Source organism: Sutcliffiella cohnii (assembly GCF_002250055.1).
GTDB lineage: Bacteria > Bacillota > Bacilli > Bacillales > Bacillaceae_I > Sutcliffiella > Sutcliffiella cohnii.
This window is the reverse complement of sequence record NZ_CP018866.1, coordinates 4,265,208-4,283,321: the sequence shown is the minus strand read 5'-3', so window position 1 is coordinate 4,283,321 and position 18,114 is coordinate 4,265,208. Positions and strand designations below refer to the sequence as shown.

19 protein-coding genes are annotated in these 18,114 nt (G+C 31.7%); 18 read left to right on the top strand and 1 reads right to left on the bottom strand.

What is annotated here, in order from left to right:
* Window positions 1–18: 18 nt before the first annotated feature.
* The 16 genes from BC6307_RS21425 to BC6307_RS21350 all read left to right on the top strand — a co-directional run bounded on the left by BC6307_RS21425 (window position 19) and on the right by BC6307_RS21350 (window position 14,507).
* Window positions 19–402: a four helix bundle protein gene (locus BC6307_RS21425; RefSeq protein ID WP_066419424.1), complete on the top strand. Its 384-nt coding sequence runs from the start codon at window positions 19–21 to the stop codon at window positions 400–402.
* Between the two features lie 36 nt (window positions 403–438).
* Complete coding sequence (gene galU, locus BC6307_RS21420) at window positions 439–1,320, top strand: UTP--glucose-1-phosphate uridylyltransferase GalU (protein ID WP_066419423.1); 882 nt, start codon at window positions 439–441, stop codon at window positions 1,318–1,320.
* Between the two features lie 463 nt (window positions 1,321–1,783).
* A complete protein-coding gene (locus BC6307_RS21415) occupies window positions 1,784–2,161 on the top strand; it encodes a type II secretion system protein (protein ID WP_066419422.1) in 378 nt (125 codons plus the stop codon).
* 579 nt (window positions 2,162–2,740) lie between these two features.
* Window positions 2,741–3,355 carry a sugar transferase gene (locus tag BC6307_RS21410; protein ID WP_066419421.1) on the top strand — a complete coding sequence of 205 codons (615 nt, stop codon included), beginning with the start codon at window positions 2,741–2,743 and terminating at the stop codon, window positions 3,353–3,355.
* Window positions 3,352–4,209 (top strand): polysaccharide deacetylase family protein, encoded by an 858-nt coding sequence (locus BC6307_RS21405; protein ID WP_066419419.1) that lies wholly within the window; start codon window positions 3,352–3,354, stop codon window positions 4,207–4,209. Before BC6307_RS21410 ends, BC6307_RS21405 begins: the two co-directional genes overlap by 4 nt.
* Window positions 4,210–4,211: 2 nt before the next feature.
* Complete coding sequence (locus BC6307_RS21400) at window positions 4,212–5,180, top strand: NAD-dependent epimerase/dehydratase family protein (RefSeq protein ID WP_066419418.1); 969 nt, start codon at window positions 4,212–4,214, stop codon at window positions 5,178–5,180.
* A gap of 130 nt (window positions 5,181–5,310) precedes the next feature.
* On the top strand, window positions 5,311–5,985 hold the full coding sequence (locus BC6307_RS21395) for a PHP-associated domain-containing protein (RefSeq protein WP_066419417.1): 675 nt from the start codon (window positions 5,311–5,313) through the stop codon (window positions 5,983–5,985).
* A gap of 1 nt (window position 5,986) precedes the next feature.
* Entirely contained in the window at window positions 5,987–7,147 is a 1,161-nt protein-coding gene (locus tag BC6307_RS21390) for a carboxylate--amine ligase (protein WP_066419413.1), read from the top strand.
* Between the two features lie 64 nt (window positions 7,148–7,211).
* A complete protein-coding gene (gene pssD / locus BC6307_RS21385; protein ID WP_066419412.1) occupies window positions 7,212–7,673 on the top strand; it encodes a PssD/Cps14F family polysaccharide biosynthesis glycosyltransferase in 462 nt (153 codons plus the stop codon).
* Window positions 7,670–8,152 carry a PssE/Cps14G family polysaccharide biosynthesis glycosyltransferase gene (pssE, locus tag BC6307_RS21380; protein WP_066419410.1) on the top strand — a complete coding sequence of 161 codons (483 nt, stop codon included), beginning with the start codon at window positions 7,670–7,672 and terminating at the stop codon, window positions 8,150–8,152. Before pssD ends, pssE begins: the two co-directional genes overlap by 4 nt.
* Window positions 8,153–8,209: 57 nt before the next feature.
* On the top strand, window positions 8,210–9,526 hold the full coding sequence (locus BC6307_RS21375) for an O-antigen ligase family protein (RefSeq protein WP_066419409.1): 1,317 nt from the start codon (window positions 8,210–8,212) through the stop codon (window positions 9,524–9,526).
* A gap of 82 nt (window positions 9,527–9,608) precedes the next feature.
* Window positions 9,609–10,706 carry a glycosyltransferase family 4 protein gene (locus BC6307_RS21370; protein ID WP_066419407.1) on the top strand — a complete coding sequence of 366 codons (1,098 nt, stop codon included), beginning with the start codon at window positions 9,609–9,611 and terminating at the stop codon, window positions 10,704–10,706.
* Window positions 10,707–10,877: 171 nt separating this feature from the next.
* On the top strand, window positions 10,878–11,618 hold the full coding sequence (locus BC6307_RS21365) for a hypothetical protein (RefSeq protein ID WP_066419406.1): 741 nt from the start codon (window positions 10,878–10,880) through the stop codon (window positions 11,616–11,618).
* A gap of 224 nt (window positions 11,619–11,842) precedes the next feature.
* Window positions 11,843–13,369, top strand: a complete 1,527-nt coding sequence (gene murJ, locus BC6307_RS21360) for a murein biosynthesis integral membrane protein MurJ (RefSeq protein WP_174522387.1) — start codon at window positions 11,843–11,845, stop codon at window positions 13,367–13,369.
* Window positions 13,370–13,466: 97 nt separating this feature from the next.
* Complete coding sequence (locus tag BC6307_RS21355) at window positions 13,467–14,027, top strand: acyltransferase (protein ID WP_066419402.1); 561 nt, start codon at window positions 13,467–13,469, stop codon at window positions 14,025–14,027.
* Window positions 14,028–14,318: 291 nt separating this feature from the next.
* Window positions 14,319–14,507 carry a hypothetical protein gene (locus BC6307_RS21350; protein WP_066419400.1) on the top strand — a complete coding sequence of 63 codons (189 nt, stop codon included), beginning with the start codon at window positions 14,319–14,321 and terminating at the stop codon, window positions 14,505–14,507.
* A 257-nt stretch (window positions 14,508–14,764) separates the two neighbouring features.
* On the opposite strand, the gene BC6307_RS21345 is transcribed toward BC6307_RS21350, so the two are convergent.
* Window positions 14,765–15,691, bottom strand: a complete 927-nt coding sequence (locus tag BC6307_RS21345) for an IS3 family transposase (RefSeq protein WP_157729300.1) — start codon at window positions 15,689–15,691, stop codon at window positions 14,765–14,767.
* 299 nt (window positions 15,692–15,990) lie between these two features.
* Between BC6307_RS21345 and istA the strand changes: the two genes are divergently transcribed.
* On the top strand, window positions 15,991–17,547 hold the full coding sequence (gene istA / locus BC6307_RS21335; protein WP_066421973.1) for an IS21 family transposase: 1,557 nt from the start codon (window positions 15,991–15,993) through the stop codon (window positions 17,545–17,547).
* Window positions 17,547–17,732, top strand: coding sequence for a hypothetical protein (locus tag BC6307_RS21330; RefSeq protein ID WP_066421971.1), 186 nt, complete (start codon window positions 17,547–17,549; stop codon window positions 17,730–17,732). Before istA ends, BC6307_RS21330 begins: the two co-directional genes overlap by 1 nt.
* Window positions 17,733–18,114 lie beyond the last annotated feature (382 nt).

Genomic DNA, 18,114 nt, shown 5'->3' with positions numbered 1-18,114 from the left:
AAAAAGGAGTTTCTAATAATGTTCCAAGATATTAACAAACTCATAGTCTATCAAAAAGCTCATAAACTAGTCCTTGAAATATATGAGGTTACAAAGATTTTTCCTAGAGAGGAACAGTTTGCTTTAACATCGCAAATGAGACGGGCAGCTGTTTCAATACCTAGTAACATTGTGGAGGGAAAAGCGAGAGGGTCCGTTAAAGAATATAAACGATTTCTACTAATGGCTAGGGGCTCATTGGAGGAACTGAAATATCAAATGCTACTTGCGAATGATTTAAATTACTTAATTGAAGAGAAATATATAGATTTAACAAAATTATCAAATGAAGTAGGAAAGTTGTTAAATGGCCTTATTAATAAGTTACAACAAGGCAACCCTTCGGGTTTCCCTAACAACTAATAACTAACCAACTAATTACCAAAAGGGGTTTAAAAGATGGGAAAAGTACGTAAAGCAATTATACCTGCAGCTGGGTTAGGAACTAGATTTTTACCAGCAACGAAAGCAATGCCGAAAGAAATGTTACCAATCGTAGATAAACCAACGATTCAATATATCGTAGAAGAAGCGATTGCGTCTGGAATTGAAGATATAATTATCGTGACTGGTAAAGGAAAAAGAGCAATTGAAGATCACTTTGATAACTCTTTTGAATTAGAACAAAACTTAATCGAGAAAGAAAAATTCGATTTATTAGAGAAAGTAACGGAACCATCAAAAGTAGATATTCACTATATTCGCCAAAAAGATCCAAAAGGATTAGGGCATGCTGTTTGGTGTGCACGTAAGTTTATTGGTGATGAGCCATTTGCTGTTTTACTTGGGGATGACATTGTTCAAGCTGAAACACCGGGGCTGAAGCAATTAATTAATGAGTATGACAGAACGTTAGCATCTGTTATTGGTGTGCAACCTGTACCTGAGAATGAAACACATAGATATGGGATTATTGAACCTTCGGTTCAAAATGGACGTAGCTATCAAGTAAACAATTTTGTGGAGAAGCCGGTTCCTGGTACAGCACCATCTAATCTAGCGATTATGGGGAGATATGTGTTAACTCCGGAAATTTTTATGTTTTTAGACAAGCAAGAGACTGGTGCTGGTGGGGAGATTCAGTTGACGGATGCAATTCAGCAGTTGAATCAAATTCAGCGTGTGTTTGCTTATGATTTTGAAGGTAAGCGGTATGATGTTGGGGAGAAGGCTGGGTTTATTAAAACGTCTATAGAATTTGCGATGCAGGATGAGAAGTTGAGGGAAGAGTTGGTTCCTTTTTTGAGAGAGATGTTGGAAGGAAGTAAAATAGAGGTTTAGGTCATCATATTCCCTATTATCAGTAGTTGGTTAGGGATTTTAGGTATTAGTGTTTTCTATCACCCTTCGGGTTTCTATGTCGGTTGTTTATAGAAAGGCACCCTTCGGGTTTTCCTAACCACCTAACCAGCTAAAGGCTAACCAACTAATAAGGTGATGTCTCCTTACCTTTATCAATGGAGGCACTCGGCTATGCTGTGGGTGTAAAAGCCTTAGACACGTTTGTTGTCAGTGGTATGGTGTGAGGTGGGGTTGGATGCCCTGTTATTTTGTGTTGGTTTGTTGGATAGGGAGCGCTATTAGATGTAGCTGTAAATTATTGAGTTTATTACGCGTATAACTATCAAAACGTCTCAAAGAGTCACCCTTCGGGTTCCCTAACCAACTAACCACTAAAATCTAACCAACTAATAAATCATCATGTGTAACTACCTAGAAGTATATTCATAGGGAGGAAGTTATCATGTTGAAATTATTTAGCAAATGTTTTAATTGTAAAGATATTACGTTATTAGAATTGTTAGTAGTAATAGTTATTTTAGGAATATTAGCTAATATTGCTGTACCTACCATGTTAGGGGTTATTGCTGATACAGAAGCAGATGTATGTGAAGTGAATCGAAATGAGGTTCAAAATCATTATGAGAGAATTTTAGTCCTTGAAGGTGTTGATCATCAAGAAGCTAAATTTGAGCAGTTTTTGCTTGAGTATGATCAAGAAATTTGTCCGGTTGGAGGAATTGTTACTTATGTAGAAGGGGAAGTTGAATGTAGTGTGCATGGAGACAATGGTAAAAATCATGAAGAAGATGAAAATGTTGATGAAGTTCCGTTTTTGTAGTTTTTGAATGTGGATTTGGAGATATTATTGACCTTGCGGTCAATAGGTAGAGAGAAGTGATTGATTGGTATTGGGGAAGTGAGAATGGTTGATAGATGACCACAACATATTGTGCTAAAATCAGTGGAAAATCACCAAATTATACAATATATGGATTTTATCTATATGACATAGTACCATTTTGTTAGTATATAAAGATAAAATGGTTAAAATCGGGGATTTTGATTTTGGAAAACGTTGATTTAACGGGCTTTTCGGTAACCTCGAATATGGAAAAATATTGAATGGAGTTAAGGAACTGACTATCGCAGTTAGATTGAGTGCTAGAAACCTTGCGGGATAAGGGTTTGAGGCGTTTTTAGTGAGAATTATAGATTGATTGAATGGTTTATATAATAGGAAGAAACTTGGTTTAAGGTGGTTATGAAGTGAATATCTAACTCGTATTAATTCGGTAGATTGAATAGATATTACGAGGTGGCTATTGATAATAGATAAGTTTAGTAGGTTAGTAGTTGGTTGGAATGAGTTCTAATTAAGTACTAACAAACTAAAAAACTTTCAAGGAGTGTACCATAGATGTATATGAAAATAAAAAGATTAATAGATATTGTTCTTTCATTAATAGGGTTGATAGTACTTTCCCCTATTTTTTTAATTCTTATTGTAGGCATTAAATTTGATTCAAAAGGTCCTATTCTCTTCAAACAAAAACGTGTTGGAATTAACAAAACACATTTTAATATTTTGAAATTCCGTACGATGAAAATTGATACACCAAAAGATACACCAACACATTTATTAGATAACCCAGATCAGTATATTACAAAAATGGGCAAATTTCTAAGAAAAACATCATTAGATGAACTACCTCAGATTTGGAATATCTTTGTTGGACAGATGAGTATTATTGGTCCTAGGCCTGCGTTATGGAATCAGTATGATCTTATTGCTGAACGTGATAAGTACGGTGCAAATGATGTGCCACCGGGATTAACGGGGTGGGCGCAGATTAATGGTAGGGATGAACTTCCTATTGAAGTGAAGGCCAAGTTAGATGGAGATTATGTAGAAAGAATAGGTTTAGGTATGGATGTTAAATGTTTTTTTGGAACGATCGTGAGTGTTGTAAAGAGTGATGGCGTTGTTGAAGGTGGGACTGGGACTACTGCGAAGGAGAAATTAGAGAAATGAAAAAGGCTTACTTAACAATAGATATAGAAGAATGGTACCACCTAGATTATTTAAAAACATATGAAGTTAATAAAAATGAGGTCGAAACAATTCCGCAGATATTTGATTTTCTAGATATGTTAGATAAGTTAAATATTAAGGCTACATTCTTTACTCTTGCTGAATTAGCGCATAAGCATGCAGATATTATTAGGGATATAAGGGATAGAGGCCATGAAATTGGTTGCCACGGGTTAGATCATGAGCTTTTATATAATAAAACAGATGCAGACTTTAAGGAGCAAGTAATTGAAGGGAAAAAGATACTTGACACCGTATTAGGTGCAGATGTTGTTAAGGGTTATAGGGCTTCATGTTTTTCAATGGATAGAAAAAAACTAGATATATTGAAGGAATGTGGCTATAGCTATGATTCTAGTTATATATGTTTTGCTGAACATCCGTTGTATGGAAGTCTAGACTTAAGTGGCTATGAAAAAGTTGAAGACTTAACATATAAAAATGGAGATTTTTTAGAGTTTGAAATTCCTACCTACAAAATAGGCAAGTATAATATCCCTATTTCTGGTGGTGGGTATTTAAGGTTATTTCCTTTTCCTGTTATTAGTAGCTTGATAAAGAAATATTTTAAAGAACAAAACAACTTTATATTATATTTACACCCATTTGAATTAACCGACATTTCATTGCCGTACCCATCTGATTTACCATTTAAACATAAGTTTAGAGCTTCAGTAGGTAGAAAAGGGAACTTGAAAAAACTTAAAAAAGTATTATTAATGTTAAGGAAAGAAGGGGCAGAATTCAGAACCCTTGAACAGGAACTAAATAGTATTACAAACAGTGAGGGATAGTAATGAGCTATATTTTAGTCACGGGGTGCAATGGATTTATTGGAAATAAGTTAACTAATGTATTGTTGGAAAAAGGCTATAAGGTTCTTGGAATATCCAGTAGCCCAAAAACAACAATTAAAAATAAAAACTTTCAATATATAAGTTTAGATTTAACGGATTGTATTAATATAGAAAAAGTTTTTTCGGAGTACTCCATTTCTACTGTTATTCATTTGGCAGGAATAGCCCATGTGAAAAAGGGGAAAAAAGTGGATTGGAATAGCCATTATCGAATTAATACATTAGCTAGTCATACAGTGTTTAAGAATGCAGTAAAATCAAATGCTGATGTTCTTTTTGCAAGTACAGTAGATGTTTATGGAACAGAAAAAAATAATCAATTTAATGAGGAATGCACACCTAAACCAACTTCAAGTTATGGTAAGTCGAAAGTACTTGCAGAAAATCATTTGAAAAAGTTGGCAAAAGGATCCGATTCTAATTATTTGATAGCAAGAATTGCACCAGTTTATGACAAAAATTTTATGAACGATGCTTATAAAAGGATATATTTAAAATTTCCTACTATTGCATTTACTGTTGGGAAAGGACTTGATTATCAATTAGTCTCAATTAACAATGTTATTGAATTCATAATTAAATGGGTTCAGTCTAATAAGGAAGTATTAGGGATAGTGAATGTATGTGATAACCAACTAGTAAACTCAGTAGACTTTATTAAATTAGAGAAGGCAGAAGGAAGGGCAAAAAAGAGTTTTCAGATTTCTAAGTCGTTCTTTAATTTAGTTGAATTATTTCTAAATACCATAATAAATTTAACTGGCAACACATGGGTGCTAAAATTCCGAGCTAATCTATACAAGTTAATAAATCCGCCTAGATACTCTACTAAGAGAATGGAAAAACTATTTACACCAATTTGGAATATAAACAATACAGTGTATAAGTCAAAATCTAAGAAAAATTAGAGAGAAAAGATCTTCTTGTTGAAAAGTTAATTGATTAGATAGGTCTAGCAAGTTAGTCAATTCAATGCATTATGAAATTTAATTTTTATGGAATATAAAAATCTATTAGTTTAGGTAGGTGCTTCTTAGGATGTTACTTGATTTACAAATTCATAGTAATTTTTCATATGATGGCTCAATCACTTACGAAGAATTATTAATTTATGATGGCAATATCGATGTAGTAGCAGTTACAGATCATAATAATTTTGATTTTCACTATAAACATAGGGAGAATACGATTGGCGAAACGTATAAAATAGGTAAATTAACAGTTATCCCTGCCGAAGAAATTATGACTTGTGATGCAGGTGAAATTATTGGACTCTTCCTAAAAGAACATGTGCAAGAGGGATTAACCTTATCAGAGACGATTAAAATGATCAAAAGTCAAAACGGACTTGTGTATGTTCCCCATCCCTTTGACCTATACAGGAAAAAATCAAGACCTAAGATGAAGAGAGTTACGGAATTAATTAAAGAAGTTGACATAGTTGAAATTAATAATGGTAAGTATTTCACTAGATTTGAATTTATGATTGCCAATAGTTATGCAAACAAATATTCAAAGCCATATTCAGCTGGAAGTGATGCACATAAAATAGAGGAGTTAGGGAGAACATGGATTGAAGTTAACGATAAAAAATCTATTACCAATTCATTAGATTTACTTTCCTTATTAAGAGGTCCTACAAAAGTTATTAAACACAAACCAAATGCTTTGAAAAGGGTTATTAAAAAGTTTAAAAAGGTGGTAATAAATTGATATGTCAGTTATTGCGATAACAGATAGTGAGACAAGGAAATCTCTAGCTGTTACTAGGGCATTTGGTAAGCTAGGTCATGAAGTTATAAATATTTCAAGTCATAGGTTGAATTTATCGGGTGTAAGTAAATTTTCAACTCGGAGTATATATATTAATCAGTATGAAGAAGAAGTATTATTAAAAATTATTGAAGAAAATAATGTTGATATCTTAATAACTTGTGAGGAAGAAACAATGGAATTAGTAATAAAATCAAAAAAAATCTCACAGGTAGTAGAATGTATTAACCCTAATATGGAATCGTTTAATGTTTGTAGAGATAAGTATTTAACAATGCAACATGCGCTAAATAATAAAGTGAGAATTCCTAAGACTTATATGGCTAAAAGTATAGATGCCCTAAATAATTATATGGATAATCTAAAAGACGAAGACTTTCCAATTGTAATAAAACCAAGAAAAAGTTCAGGATCAAGAGGAATTAAGATTTGCAAAAATATAGATGATTATTATAGTTCTATTTCAAGTATTTACTCCAACTATGGATTACCAATGGTCCAAGAATACATTCCTCCTGGTGGCGATGCTATAGGAGCCTCGTTTTTATATTATCACGGTAAAGAAGTGTGTCATTTTGTTCACCGTAGAATACGTGAGTATCCGGTAAGCGGCGGGCCTAGTACTCTTTGCGAATCTATTATTTTACCAGAAGCTGTGAAGTATGGAAGGGAGTTATTAAAAGAGCTAAATTGGCATGGGGTGGCCATGGTGGAGTATAAAAAAGATCCAAGAGACGGAGAATTAGTGCTTATGGAAATAAATCCAAGAATATGGGGCTCTATTCAATTACCTATATATTGCGGCATTAATATACCAGAAGCGATTGCAGAAAATTATAAAAATAAAGAATATAAATCCTACAAAAAAGAGTACAAAGAAGGGGTAAAGCTTAGGTGGTTTTTTCCTGCTGACATATTAAGTATTTTAACTTCTTCGGAAAGTTTACTAAAAAAACTAAAAAATATTATTGTTCCTATTAAAGGTGAAGTGACTGGAATGATTTATGATCCAGAAGATATCAAACCATCGTTTCTTTATTTATATAGTATTTTTATAAAAACTGTGAGTATTAAGCAGCTAAAGAAGAATCTTTTTAGATAATTACTTAGTGAGAAGAATCTATTTCTTTAAGGCGATACTTTAAGTTATTTTGAAGGAGAAAAAGATGAAGAATAAGAAAGAACCAAAAGTATTATTCGTTTCAGCATCTGGTGGACACTTTGAACAACTATTGATGTTAAAACCATTAATGGAAAAGTATCCGAGTATCACAGTAACTGAAAAAACAAGTATAAATAACAAAGCAGATTACCACATGTTGCAAACCGGGCATAAAGATAAACTATTTGTTATAAAGATGTTCCTCAATTTAATTAAAGCAATAATAATATGGGTTAAGGAGAAACCAAAATTTGTTGTTAGTACTGGTACTAGCATTGTCTTTCCCTTTGCATTATTAGCCAAAATAACAGGGAGCAAAATAATTTATATAGAAACCTTTGCTAGAGTAAATGATAAAACGCGAACAGGTGCAGTAATGTACAAATATGCTGATTTATTTATTATTCAATGGGAAAGTCTACAAGAAATATATCCTAATGCAGTGTATGGAGGGAGTATATATTGATATTTGTTTGTCTAGGAACCCAAATTTTTCAGTTTAATAGACTACTGTCTACATTAGATTCTTTAATAGAAGGTAAATTAATTGATGAACCAGTTTATGCACAGATAGGGCATTCAACATATACTCCTAAAAACTTTGAATATTCTAAGTTCCTTGAACCAGATATTTTTCAGGATTATATTTGTGAAGCAAGAATAGTTATTACACATGGTGGAACTGGAGCAATTGTAAAAGCGTTAAAAGCTAACAAGCAGATAATCGCAGTTCCACGAAGAGAAAAGTATGAAGAACATTCAGATGATCACCAATTACAAATTGTTAATTTTTTCACTGAAAACGGCTATGTTAAAAGGGTCGATGAAGTAAATGAATTGTTAGGTGTTATTAAAAGTTTTGAAGAATCTCCAATTACCAAAAAATTCAAAGGTGAAGGGCGTATAGTTGAGATAATTAGTGACTTTATTAATAGCCAAGATTAAACCTTTTCAATTTATCATTAACTTTATAAATTTTAGAAAGGAGGATTTCAATAAATTGTGAATATAAAAAAAACTAAAAAACTAAATACCTCTTTCTATAGTTTTACTTTTATAGCTCTAATTATATTATTAGTAAGTATATATATATCGCAATCGGTACTAAGTGTAATAATGTTTTTGGCTGTTTTGTTTTTATTTATATTAAAGGATCCTGGAATTGGATATGCAGGCTGGATAATGTCTTATGGCTTTTATTACCCTATAGGCGAAGCTGCTGGAATGATGCCTCACTTTATTTTGTTTCCAATTATTATATTCACTGTTTTTATACAGTTTCTTAGAAGAGTAAAATTTTCATTTCCTAGAGAAATACTAGCATTCTGTATTGTTTTCGCTATAATTGCAGGCGCATCGCTACTATTTTCTAGAGACCCTAATCAAAGCATAATACCTTTTGTATTGATAATTTTTGCTTTATTGACAACTACAGTTATAATTTCATCCGCTATACAAGATGATCGAGTTTTAAAATTAATGAACACTGCAATTGTTTTTTCTCTAATTGCTGCTGTTCTATCAATAGCTATAGGGGACGGTTTATCTGACATTGGGCGTGCAGGATTAGGTGGAAACGTTAAAAAGTTAGCCAATATAGCCAGTCCAGCTTTAGTAATTTTGTTTATACACATGCTATTTTTATTAAACAAAAGAAGTTCATTATTTATTTATAAACTTCCCCAAAAGCCAACCTTACTTCTTTTTTTGCTAAGTATTGCAACACTTTTAATAACTGTTTCGAGAGGTCCTATTCTAGCTGTAGTAGTGTCTATATTCTTTATAATTATTAGTAGTTTTATTTGGCAACAAGGATTTTTTTCAAAGGTAAAAACATTTATTATAATTGGTATTTCATTAGTCCTGGTTACCATAGCCATCCCCTTTATAGATACTTATTTTACGAATGAACAAATGAATAGGGTGTCGTTAGATACATGGGGTAACAATCCACGCTGGGAAATTTGGCTAGGTGCATTATCTCAGTTATCATCAAGAGAGTATATCTTTGGTTCCGGTTTAGGGATTTATAGAGAGTTGGAATTGTTATCGGGTCATAGTTATTATGCTCATTCTGTTTACTTTGACACTTTAACAACAATGGGGGTGGCTGGTGCAACAGCATTGTTTGTACTTCTAATATATTTAATTCTATTCTGTATTAAAACAAAAAACATTTACGGGATCGGGTTATATATTCTAACTATATGGACATATGCAACTCATGGAAGTATTACTGGATCGATTGAGTTTTGGACATTTATAGCGATGGTTTTTGCTTCATGCTATATAGCTAAAACAAAGGCGAGTACGACTTAGATATAGTTAACTAGATAGAAGAGAACAAGATATTTAGAAATGATGTATAAAATATTATGTATAAATAGGGGGGGGACGATAAGTGAGGATTTTATTGGTATCAAATATGTATCCTAGCCAATCATCACCTAGTTATGGGGTTTTTGTAAAAAATACAGAAAAGATATTAATAGGAATTGGACATGATGTTGATAAAGTTGTTTTATACAGAAACAACAATAAATTATTTAAAGCAATAAATTATATGAGATATTATTTTCTAATATTATACAAGGGGTTATTTAGCGAGTATGACGCTATTTATGTTCATTATGCTTCACATAATGCTCCTGTTTTATTATTACTCAAGTTGATAAAGAACGATATTAAAATATATCTTAATGTACATGGAAGTGATATTGTACCAGAAAATAATAGGCAGGAAAGACTGCAAATATTTGTTAGAAATTTGTTAAAGAAGTGCTATAAAATAATAGCACCTTCAAATTATTTCAAAAACCTAATTATTAACAAGTATAAGTTAGAACATAAAACTATTGAAATTTTTCCTTCTGGTGGGGTGAATCCAAGAACATTTAATTTTATTGACGATCGACAATCATTGTATAAAGAGTTTGACTTAGATAAGGATTATAACTATATAGGATATGTTGGTAGAATTGATTACAATAAGGGATGGAATATCTTCTTAGAGTCATTATTTTTATTAAAGCAAGAAGGCTTATTGAATGATAAAAAAGCAATTATAGTTGGAAATGGAAAAGAATTAGAAGATTTTAAGACGAAACTAAAAGGGTATTCTTTAGAAGAAGACATAATTCACTTTGATCTTTTGCCACAAGATAAATTAAATAAGATTTTCAATATAATAGATGTATTGTGCTTCCCAACCATGAGAGAGGGAGAGAGTTTAGGTTTAGTAGGTCTTGAAGCGATGGCATGTGGAACTCCAGTAATAGGAAGTGAAATGGCTGGACTATTAGATTACCTTAATCACAATGAAAATGGTCTTTTCTTTGAACCTGGGAATAGTAAGGACTTAAAAGAAAGAATAAAAGAATACTATAGCTTTCCAACTCAAATAAGAAACAATATGAAAAAAAGTGCAATATCCATGGCAGAAAAATATAGTATTGATGGTATTAATATTAAGTTAAAGAATATATTTATCGACAAATAATATCTATTTAGAACTAAGATAAAATAGATGCGATATAGAGATCATTACAAAAAAATTAATTCTATGCAATTATCTTAGTTTGAAATCTTGGTTGGATAAAGGAAATTTTCTTTGAGAGTATGGAAATATATTTTTTATTGAGAAGTTTATATATGTTTAGAGGTGCTAAAGTTGGTTATAGAATTTTTAGGCGTTCCTGGGGCAGGTAAGACTTACTTAACAAATTCACTTATTGATTATTTAAAAAAAGAAATTAATAGTTCAAGATTTATTTTAATAACTAGAAAAGATATTGAGAACAAAAAGAGAGTAAATTATAAAAGTAAATGCTTAAAACATATTAGTTTTTTTATAATATTGATTAGGATTATGGACATTAATATTCTAACCTTACTTTTTAAAATACTATCGACTAAAGATAGTATTTTTGTTAAAAAAAGGAATTTAATTTATTTTATTTATACTCTTTTAAACTATAATATAATAAATCAAATTAAAAAAGAAAATTCCGATAAAAATTGTGTATTTATATTAGACGAAGGTTTGGCACATATTTCTAGTATCTTTTTTAGTGAAAAAGATGGGGTTGGAGATATTATGTCTTACTTTAAAAGAATTAATAGTATTAAAGGGATAAAATATAGAGACCATAAAAAACTATATATCTTTGTTGATGGTACAGTAGAAAAGAATTTTGAAAGAATGTCAAAAAGGAAACAAGGGTTTCCAATGAGTTGGAAAAAATTAGATGAAGTAGAAAAAACAAACTTATTAAAAGAATATGTTTTAAAGTATGAGTTAAAGAAAAACTATATAACTAATATAGCAAATGAAGATAATGTTGTTATTGATAATACGAATTTTTTAACAAATTATGATTCATATTTCTTAAAAGTAAAGGGATTATTATAAAAACAACAATACTTTTTTAAAATATTTTTTGACAAATCGCTGAGGAACTAGCTAGAATGTTATATTTAATCTCGAATAGCTATAGGATCACAATAAGCTCTCTTTTGATTAATTTCTGTTCAAAGGGAGCTTTTTATCGTTGTTATAATTTTGTCTTATTTTGAGATTCATTATGAAATTTATAAAAAATAGTAATTAAAAAATTTAAAGCAAGGAAAATTATTATGAAAAAAGTAGTAATTCTTTTAATGATCATTACTATCGCCTCTAAATTCTTAGGTTTTGCGAGAGATATAACTTTAGCTTATTTCTATGGAGCTTCGAATATCAGTGATGCTTATTTAATAGCCTTAACTATTCCAACAGTGATATTTGCTATTATTGCGACAGGGATATCTACGGGTTACATCCCTATGTATAGTAAATTAGAAAGCGATTATGGAGTTGAAAAAGCTAATTTATATACTAGTAAGCTAACAAATATAATATTACTATTATGTTTAATAATTGTAGGTTTTAGTTTAATATTTACCGAGCAGATTGTAAAAGTGTTTGCCTCCGGATTTGAAGGGGAGACGCTAACATTGGCAATTAAGTTTACTCAAATATCTATATTTGGAATCTTCTTTACTGGTGTCATTGGTATATATAAGGGGTTTCTACAAATAAAAGGGAAACAAGCAATTCCAGCAATGATAGGTTTTCCTATGAATTTTATTATTATACTTTCAATATTTCTCAGTACAAAAGTCGATATTATATTATTAGCCTATGGAATAGTTGTAGCTACTGCAGCACAATTATTTTTACTAATACCATTTGTAAATAGAACTGGGTATAAATATAGTCTTACTTTTGACTTGAAGGATGAAAACATAAGGAAAATGTCCTATCTTGCACTCCCGATAATAATAGGGACTTCAATAGAACAGATAAACAAAGTTATTGATAGAACCCTTGCATCACAAATTTCAATTGGGGGAATTTCTGCACTTAACTATGCAGATAACTTAAAGGGAATGGTATCAGCTATATTTGTTACAAGTATTGTAGTAGTATTATATCCTCTTATATCTAAAATGGCAGCAAAAAATAACATCGATGGGTTAAAGAAATCGATATCTGAAGCTATAGTTGGAGTGAATTTATTGGTAGTGCCAGCTACGATTGGTTTTATAATTTTTGCAGAGCCATTGGTTAGTTTACTATTTGGTAGAGGAGAATTTGATAGTAATGCGATATATATGACCTCGTCTGCATTGTCATTTTATGCAATTGGTCTAATAGGATTTGCCTTAAGGGAAGTAATATCCAAAGTTTTTTACTCTTTGCAAGATACTAAAACACCTATGATTAATGCAACTATAGCAATAATTTTAAATATTGTTTTAAATATAATTTTGTCTAGGTATATGGGAGTTTCAGGGCTTGCCTTAGCTACAAGTATTTCTGTTATTTTTTGTACTATATTATTATTTATTAGTCTTCGGAATAAAATTGGTTCATTTGGTTTGAAAAATATTACATTATCTTTCGGTAAAATTTTCTTATCTTCTATTTTGATGGGTGTAGCTGCTAGGAATTTATATGTTTTTTTATTATCATTTAACATTAGTAATTTTACGTCATTATTTTTGTCGATAGTTGTAGCAATAATTGTTTATTTTTTAGTAATATCTTTTATGAATATCAGTGAAGTAAATACAATTATTCGGGCCATTAAAGAGAAGAAGATAAGGAAAAGAATATAAAACTTCTCTTGTAAGGTGTAATAAGGATGTTGAAGTCAAAAGAATCAACCGTTAAATGTCAATTATCCCTATACTAATTTGGTAAAGGAGAATTAAGATGAATTATGTATTAAAGTACCAATTGTTAAGGTTTAGGTGTGCCCTGATATTATCAGCAGAAAAAAGGTCTAGATGGCTTAAAAAGCACAAATATTTTTATAGTATGGGAGAGAATGTACATTTTCAACCAAGGATATTACCTGCTGATCCCAAGTTTATTAAACTTCACAACAACATCTCAATTGCTTCAAATGTTTCATTTATAACTCATGATATTATCCATAAAGTTTTCAATAACCATGATAGTAATGCTGAGTATAAGTCACACTTAGGTTGTATTGAAATAATGGACAATGTTTTTATTGGAACCGGTGTAATAATTAACGCTAATTGTCGGATTGGTCCTAATGCAATTGTTGCTGCCGGAAGTATTGTGACAAAAGATGTCCCTCCCGGTAAAATTGTAGGGGGAATTCCTGCCAGGGTTATTGGAAACTACGAAGATTTAAAAGAACGTAGAAAAAAAGAAAGCTCTGAAATTACGGATATAGACAGATTAAAGAGAGTAGATTCGGAATGGGTTAAATTTTATGAGCAAAGAAAAAAAGATGATCAATAGATTGTTAAGCTATATATTATTTAACTACTCTACTGTAAAGTAACTTTTTATTTATTTTATAAGAGTATGTAAGAGAGATAAATATTAATAACCATTGTAAGTACTTTATATTAGTACTAAATATCTATATTGCCTGTTTTTATTGGTTAACTTTTACAAAAATCCATAAGGAGCATTCCTGTAATAAAGAAATTTGAGGATTGAACAAAAAAGAGCCCTCCTGGTATTATACGAGGTGTCCGAAGCTGCGCAGCACAAGGACCCTTAAATTAGAACCAGGGAGGACTCAAGATGAATTATACTCAAAATCAAAAAATCTCGCAAATCACACCGTCAACTTTAATTATCGGCATTGATATCGCCATGGGACGGGGGGACAGGAAATCGTCTACACAGAAATTGGAAATTAGTAATTGCCTGCAAGGGCGTTTACTCATAATTTCTTTCGAAGAAAAACATTCGAAATCAAGACTACAATAGAAACAAGCAATGTTTCTATTGTAGTCTTTTATATAATTTTGAAGTTTACATTGCTAACGCATCGATTTTGGTACTTCCTTTATCCATTATGACATCGTTACAACTACTTCAAATCTTCGTTTTCATCTAATAACATAATGTACGGAAACATTTCTTCCTGAAATTCACCGAACAATTCTTCAGAGCAGTTTAATCCTAGTGCTTTTAATGGACGGGGGGACAGGAAATGATGTGACCCCCAAAAGTTAGAGTTTTTATTATGCAGCTAATTGGCTGGTATGGATGCGGAATTGAACCGGACTCATGCCATCCAATTTTTGCTTAATGCGTTTATTGTTATAGTAATCTATATATATATCAATCTTCTCTTTTAATACTTCAAACGAACACAACGGCTCTCCGTGATACATTTCTTGTTTTAGTATGCCAAAGAAGTTCTCCATTGGAGAATTATCCAAACAATTCCCTTTTCGAGACATACTTTGAAATATCTTATTTTCTTTTAGTGTTTTAACCCACTTTTTGTGTTGATATTGACATCCTTGATCAGAGTGAATAGTAGTTCGATACTTTGAATCTTTTACTATGTTTATTGCCTTCAAAAGAGGCTTCAACGTAAGGTCTAATGTTGGACTAGCTCCTATCTCGTAGGAGAGAATTTCCCCATTAAATAAGTCCATGATAGGGCTAAGATAAAGTTTAACACCATTCGTACATTTAAATTCCGTAATATCAGTAGCCAATTTTTGATGGCATACACTTGTTTTAAATCGTCGATTTAAACGATTTTTAGCTATCTTTCCTACATTGCCTTTGTAGGAGTTATACTTTCTAGTTTTTCTACTAAATTTTATACACTTAATCCCTAACTTGTTCATGATACGCTGTACAGCCTTATGATTAACCTTATATCCTTTGTTACGTAACTCTAATCGAACACGACGGTACCCAAAATTACCCCCATGCTCATTGAATATGGACAAAATCAAATCCTCTAGTTCCTGCTTTGGATTTTCCTTTTCCATTGCTTTTATATGATAATGGTAAGTGGATTCTGGAATACCCACTACTACTAAAACATCTTTTAATTTGAAGGTTTCTTTGAGTTCGAATGATAACGCTGCTTGTGCTTTTCGAGATAGCCTTCCGGATCCATCTGAAAAGCTCTTAACTTTTTTAGATATTCTACCTCTAAGCGCAGTAGTTCGTTCTCTCTTTCTAACCTTTGTTCATTCGTCATTTCTTCTTGTTTTTTCTTATTTTTAGACATGGGAGGCCGTCCTTTTTGTTTATTCAGGCCTTCCAATCCACCTCCAACAGTGACAGCTCTCATCCACCTAGATACGTGTGACTGCTAGAATAAAGTGTACAGTTTTTGCTTGATAAGATGAAACATACTTTTACCCAAATATACCAACTAAAAATAATAACCTATCACTGTAAAATGAAGAAGTAATTAAACATACAGTGGAGGTCAGAAAAGGTGGATAAGTGGGAAATGTACATGGAAATACAACAGTTATTAAAGCAAGGGTTTAGTAAAACAAAAATTGCAGAAAAGTTAGGAGTATCCAGAACAACTGTGCATAGACGTTTGAAGAAATCTCCTTCGGAAATGTCAGATTGGATTGAGTCATTAGAAACTAGAAAAAAGTTATTGGATCCTCACAAAGAACTTATTTTATCATGGCTTAGACAACATCCTGATATGTCAGCTGCTCAAGTGCTAGACTGGTTACAAGAAAAGTATGGTGACTTTGAAATTGGAGAAAGTACAGTAAGGTCATATGTGAAAGGTTTAAGAGAAGAGTATAAGATTGAGAAAGTTACCTTACCTAGATCGTATGAAGCTATTCCAGATCCATCAATGGGAGAACAACTCCAAGTAGATTTTGGACACACTAAGCAAGATACAATCGATAATAAAGAAGTTAAGCTTAGTTTTATTGCTTTTGTCATGTCCCATTCTAGATATAAATACACAGAATGGTTGGATAGACCATTTACTACACAGGATGTAATCAAAGCTCATGAAAATGCATTTAACTGGTTTGGGGGTATGACAAATGAGATTGTATACGACCAAGACAGTTTGATGGTTGTAAGTGAAAACGGTGGAGATTTAATCTTAACAAAAGAGTTCCAATATTATCGGGAGTCTAGAGGAATCAATTTGAGGGTATGTCGTAAGGCAGACCCAGAAAGCAAAGGTAGAATTGAGAATGTAGTTGGATTTGTGAAGAAAAACTTTGCGAAACATAGAGTTTTTCATCATATTGATTCTTGGAATGAGCAGAACTGGCAGTGGTTAAATAGAACTGGAAACTACAAAATTCATAATACGATAAAAAAAAGACCAGCAGAAGTGTTTCTCCTCGAAAAGCAACACTTAAAGCCGGTCTCCACTGAAATAAATATTTCAAATAACTATGATACAAGTATATCAAGACATGTCCATAAGGACAACACCATTCGCTATCAATCTAATAGGTATTCTCTTCCTCTTGGTACATTTAACAAACGAGAAAAGGTTTGTGTGAAAGAAACAGAGGATAAGCAATTAATTGTTTATATACCGGAAACTGGTGAAATAATAGCTAAACATTCTATACCTGATGGGAAAGGTCTTCTAATTAAAGATCGAAAACATAGTAGAGATCGGAACAAAGGTGTAGATGCTTTTATAGAAACAGTAGCTCTTAAATTTGAAGATAAAGAATTAGCTTATCAATATATTAACAAGGTTAGAGAAAAATATCCTAGATATATTAAAGATCAATTACAAATAATATTACGGGATACAAAAGAGACAAGCTCTGGTTTACTAGCAAAAGCATTAGAGGAATGTGTAAAAAGAAGGTTGTATAGCGCAACAGATTTCAGCGATATCGTTGCCTACCTTAAACGTCAACGACCGTTACATGATACAACAGAGGATAAAGAAATAAAACCTGTAAACCATTCTGGTTGGGTATTAGAAACAGAAGCATATAAAAGAAAATTGGACACTTACACTGAATTATTGGAGGGTGATTACTAATGAGTCAACTCCAGCAATTACAAGAAACTCTAAAATCACTAAGACTTGTTGAGACAGCTAAGCATCTCCCTATCTTAATCAGAGAAGCTGAACAAAATGACCATTCATTTACACAATTCTTAATTGATGTGACTGGGACAGGGGGACAGGAAAGTCGTACACACATTTTTTTACAATATTGTTAACAAATGTGTGTATAATATTCCTGTCCCCTCGTTTCATATATCCGATGATATTGAAAGGGATTTTTTGCGAATTGAGAATCGCAGAAAAATTTTGAAGTTAAATCAGTTATTAAATGAGTTACAACAGAACTGCGATCCACAATTATTTGTCAGGTTAAGCTTTTTTAGAAGAGACAAATAAAGGAACCTTACTTACTGCTGAAACTTATGTAACTAGTAAAACTCATGAAGATAATCTGTGGGATACATTTCTAGAGTGAAATTTACAAGGTGATTTATTAGACTTTTTTATGAAAGATACAGGGGCGACCATAGACGAATTTAATACTAGAAATATTGCGTATGTAGATGTCTTTAATCGGCTATGTACAATTTTCCGTTT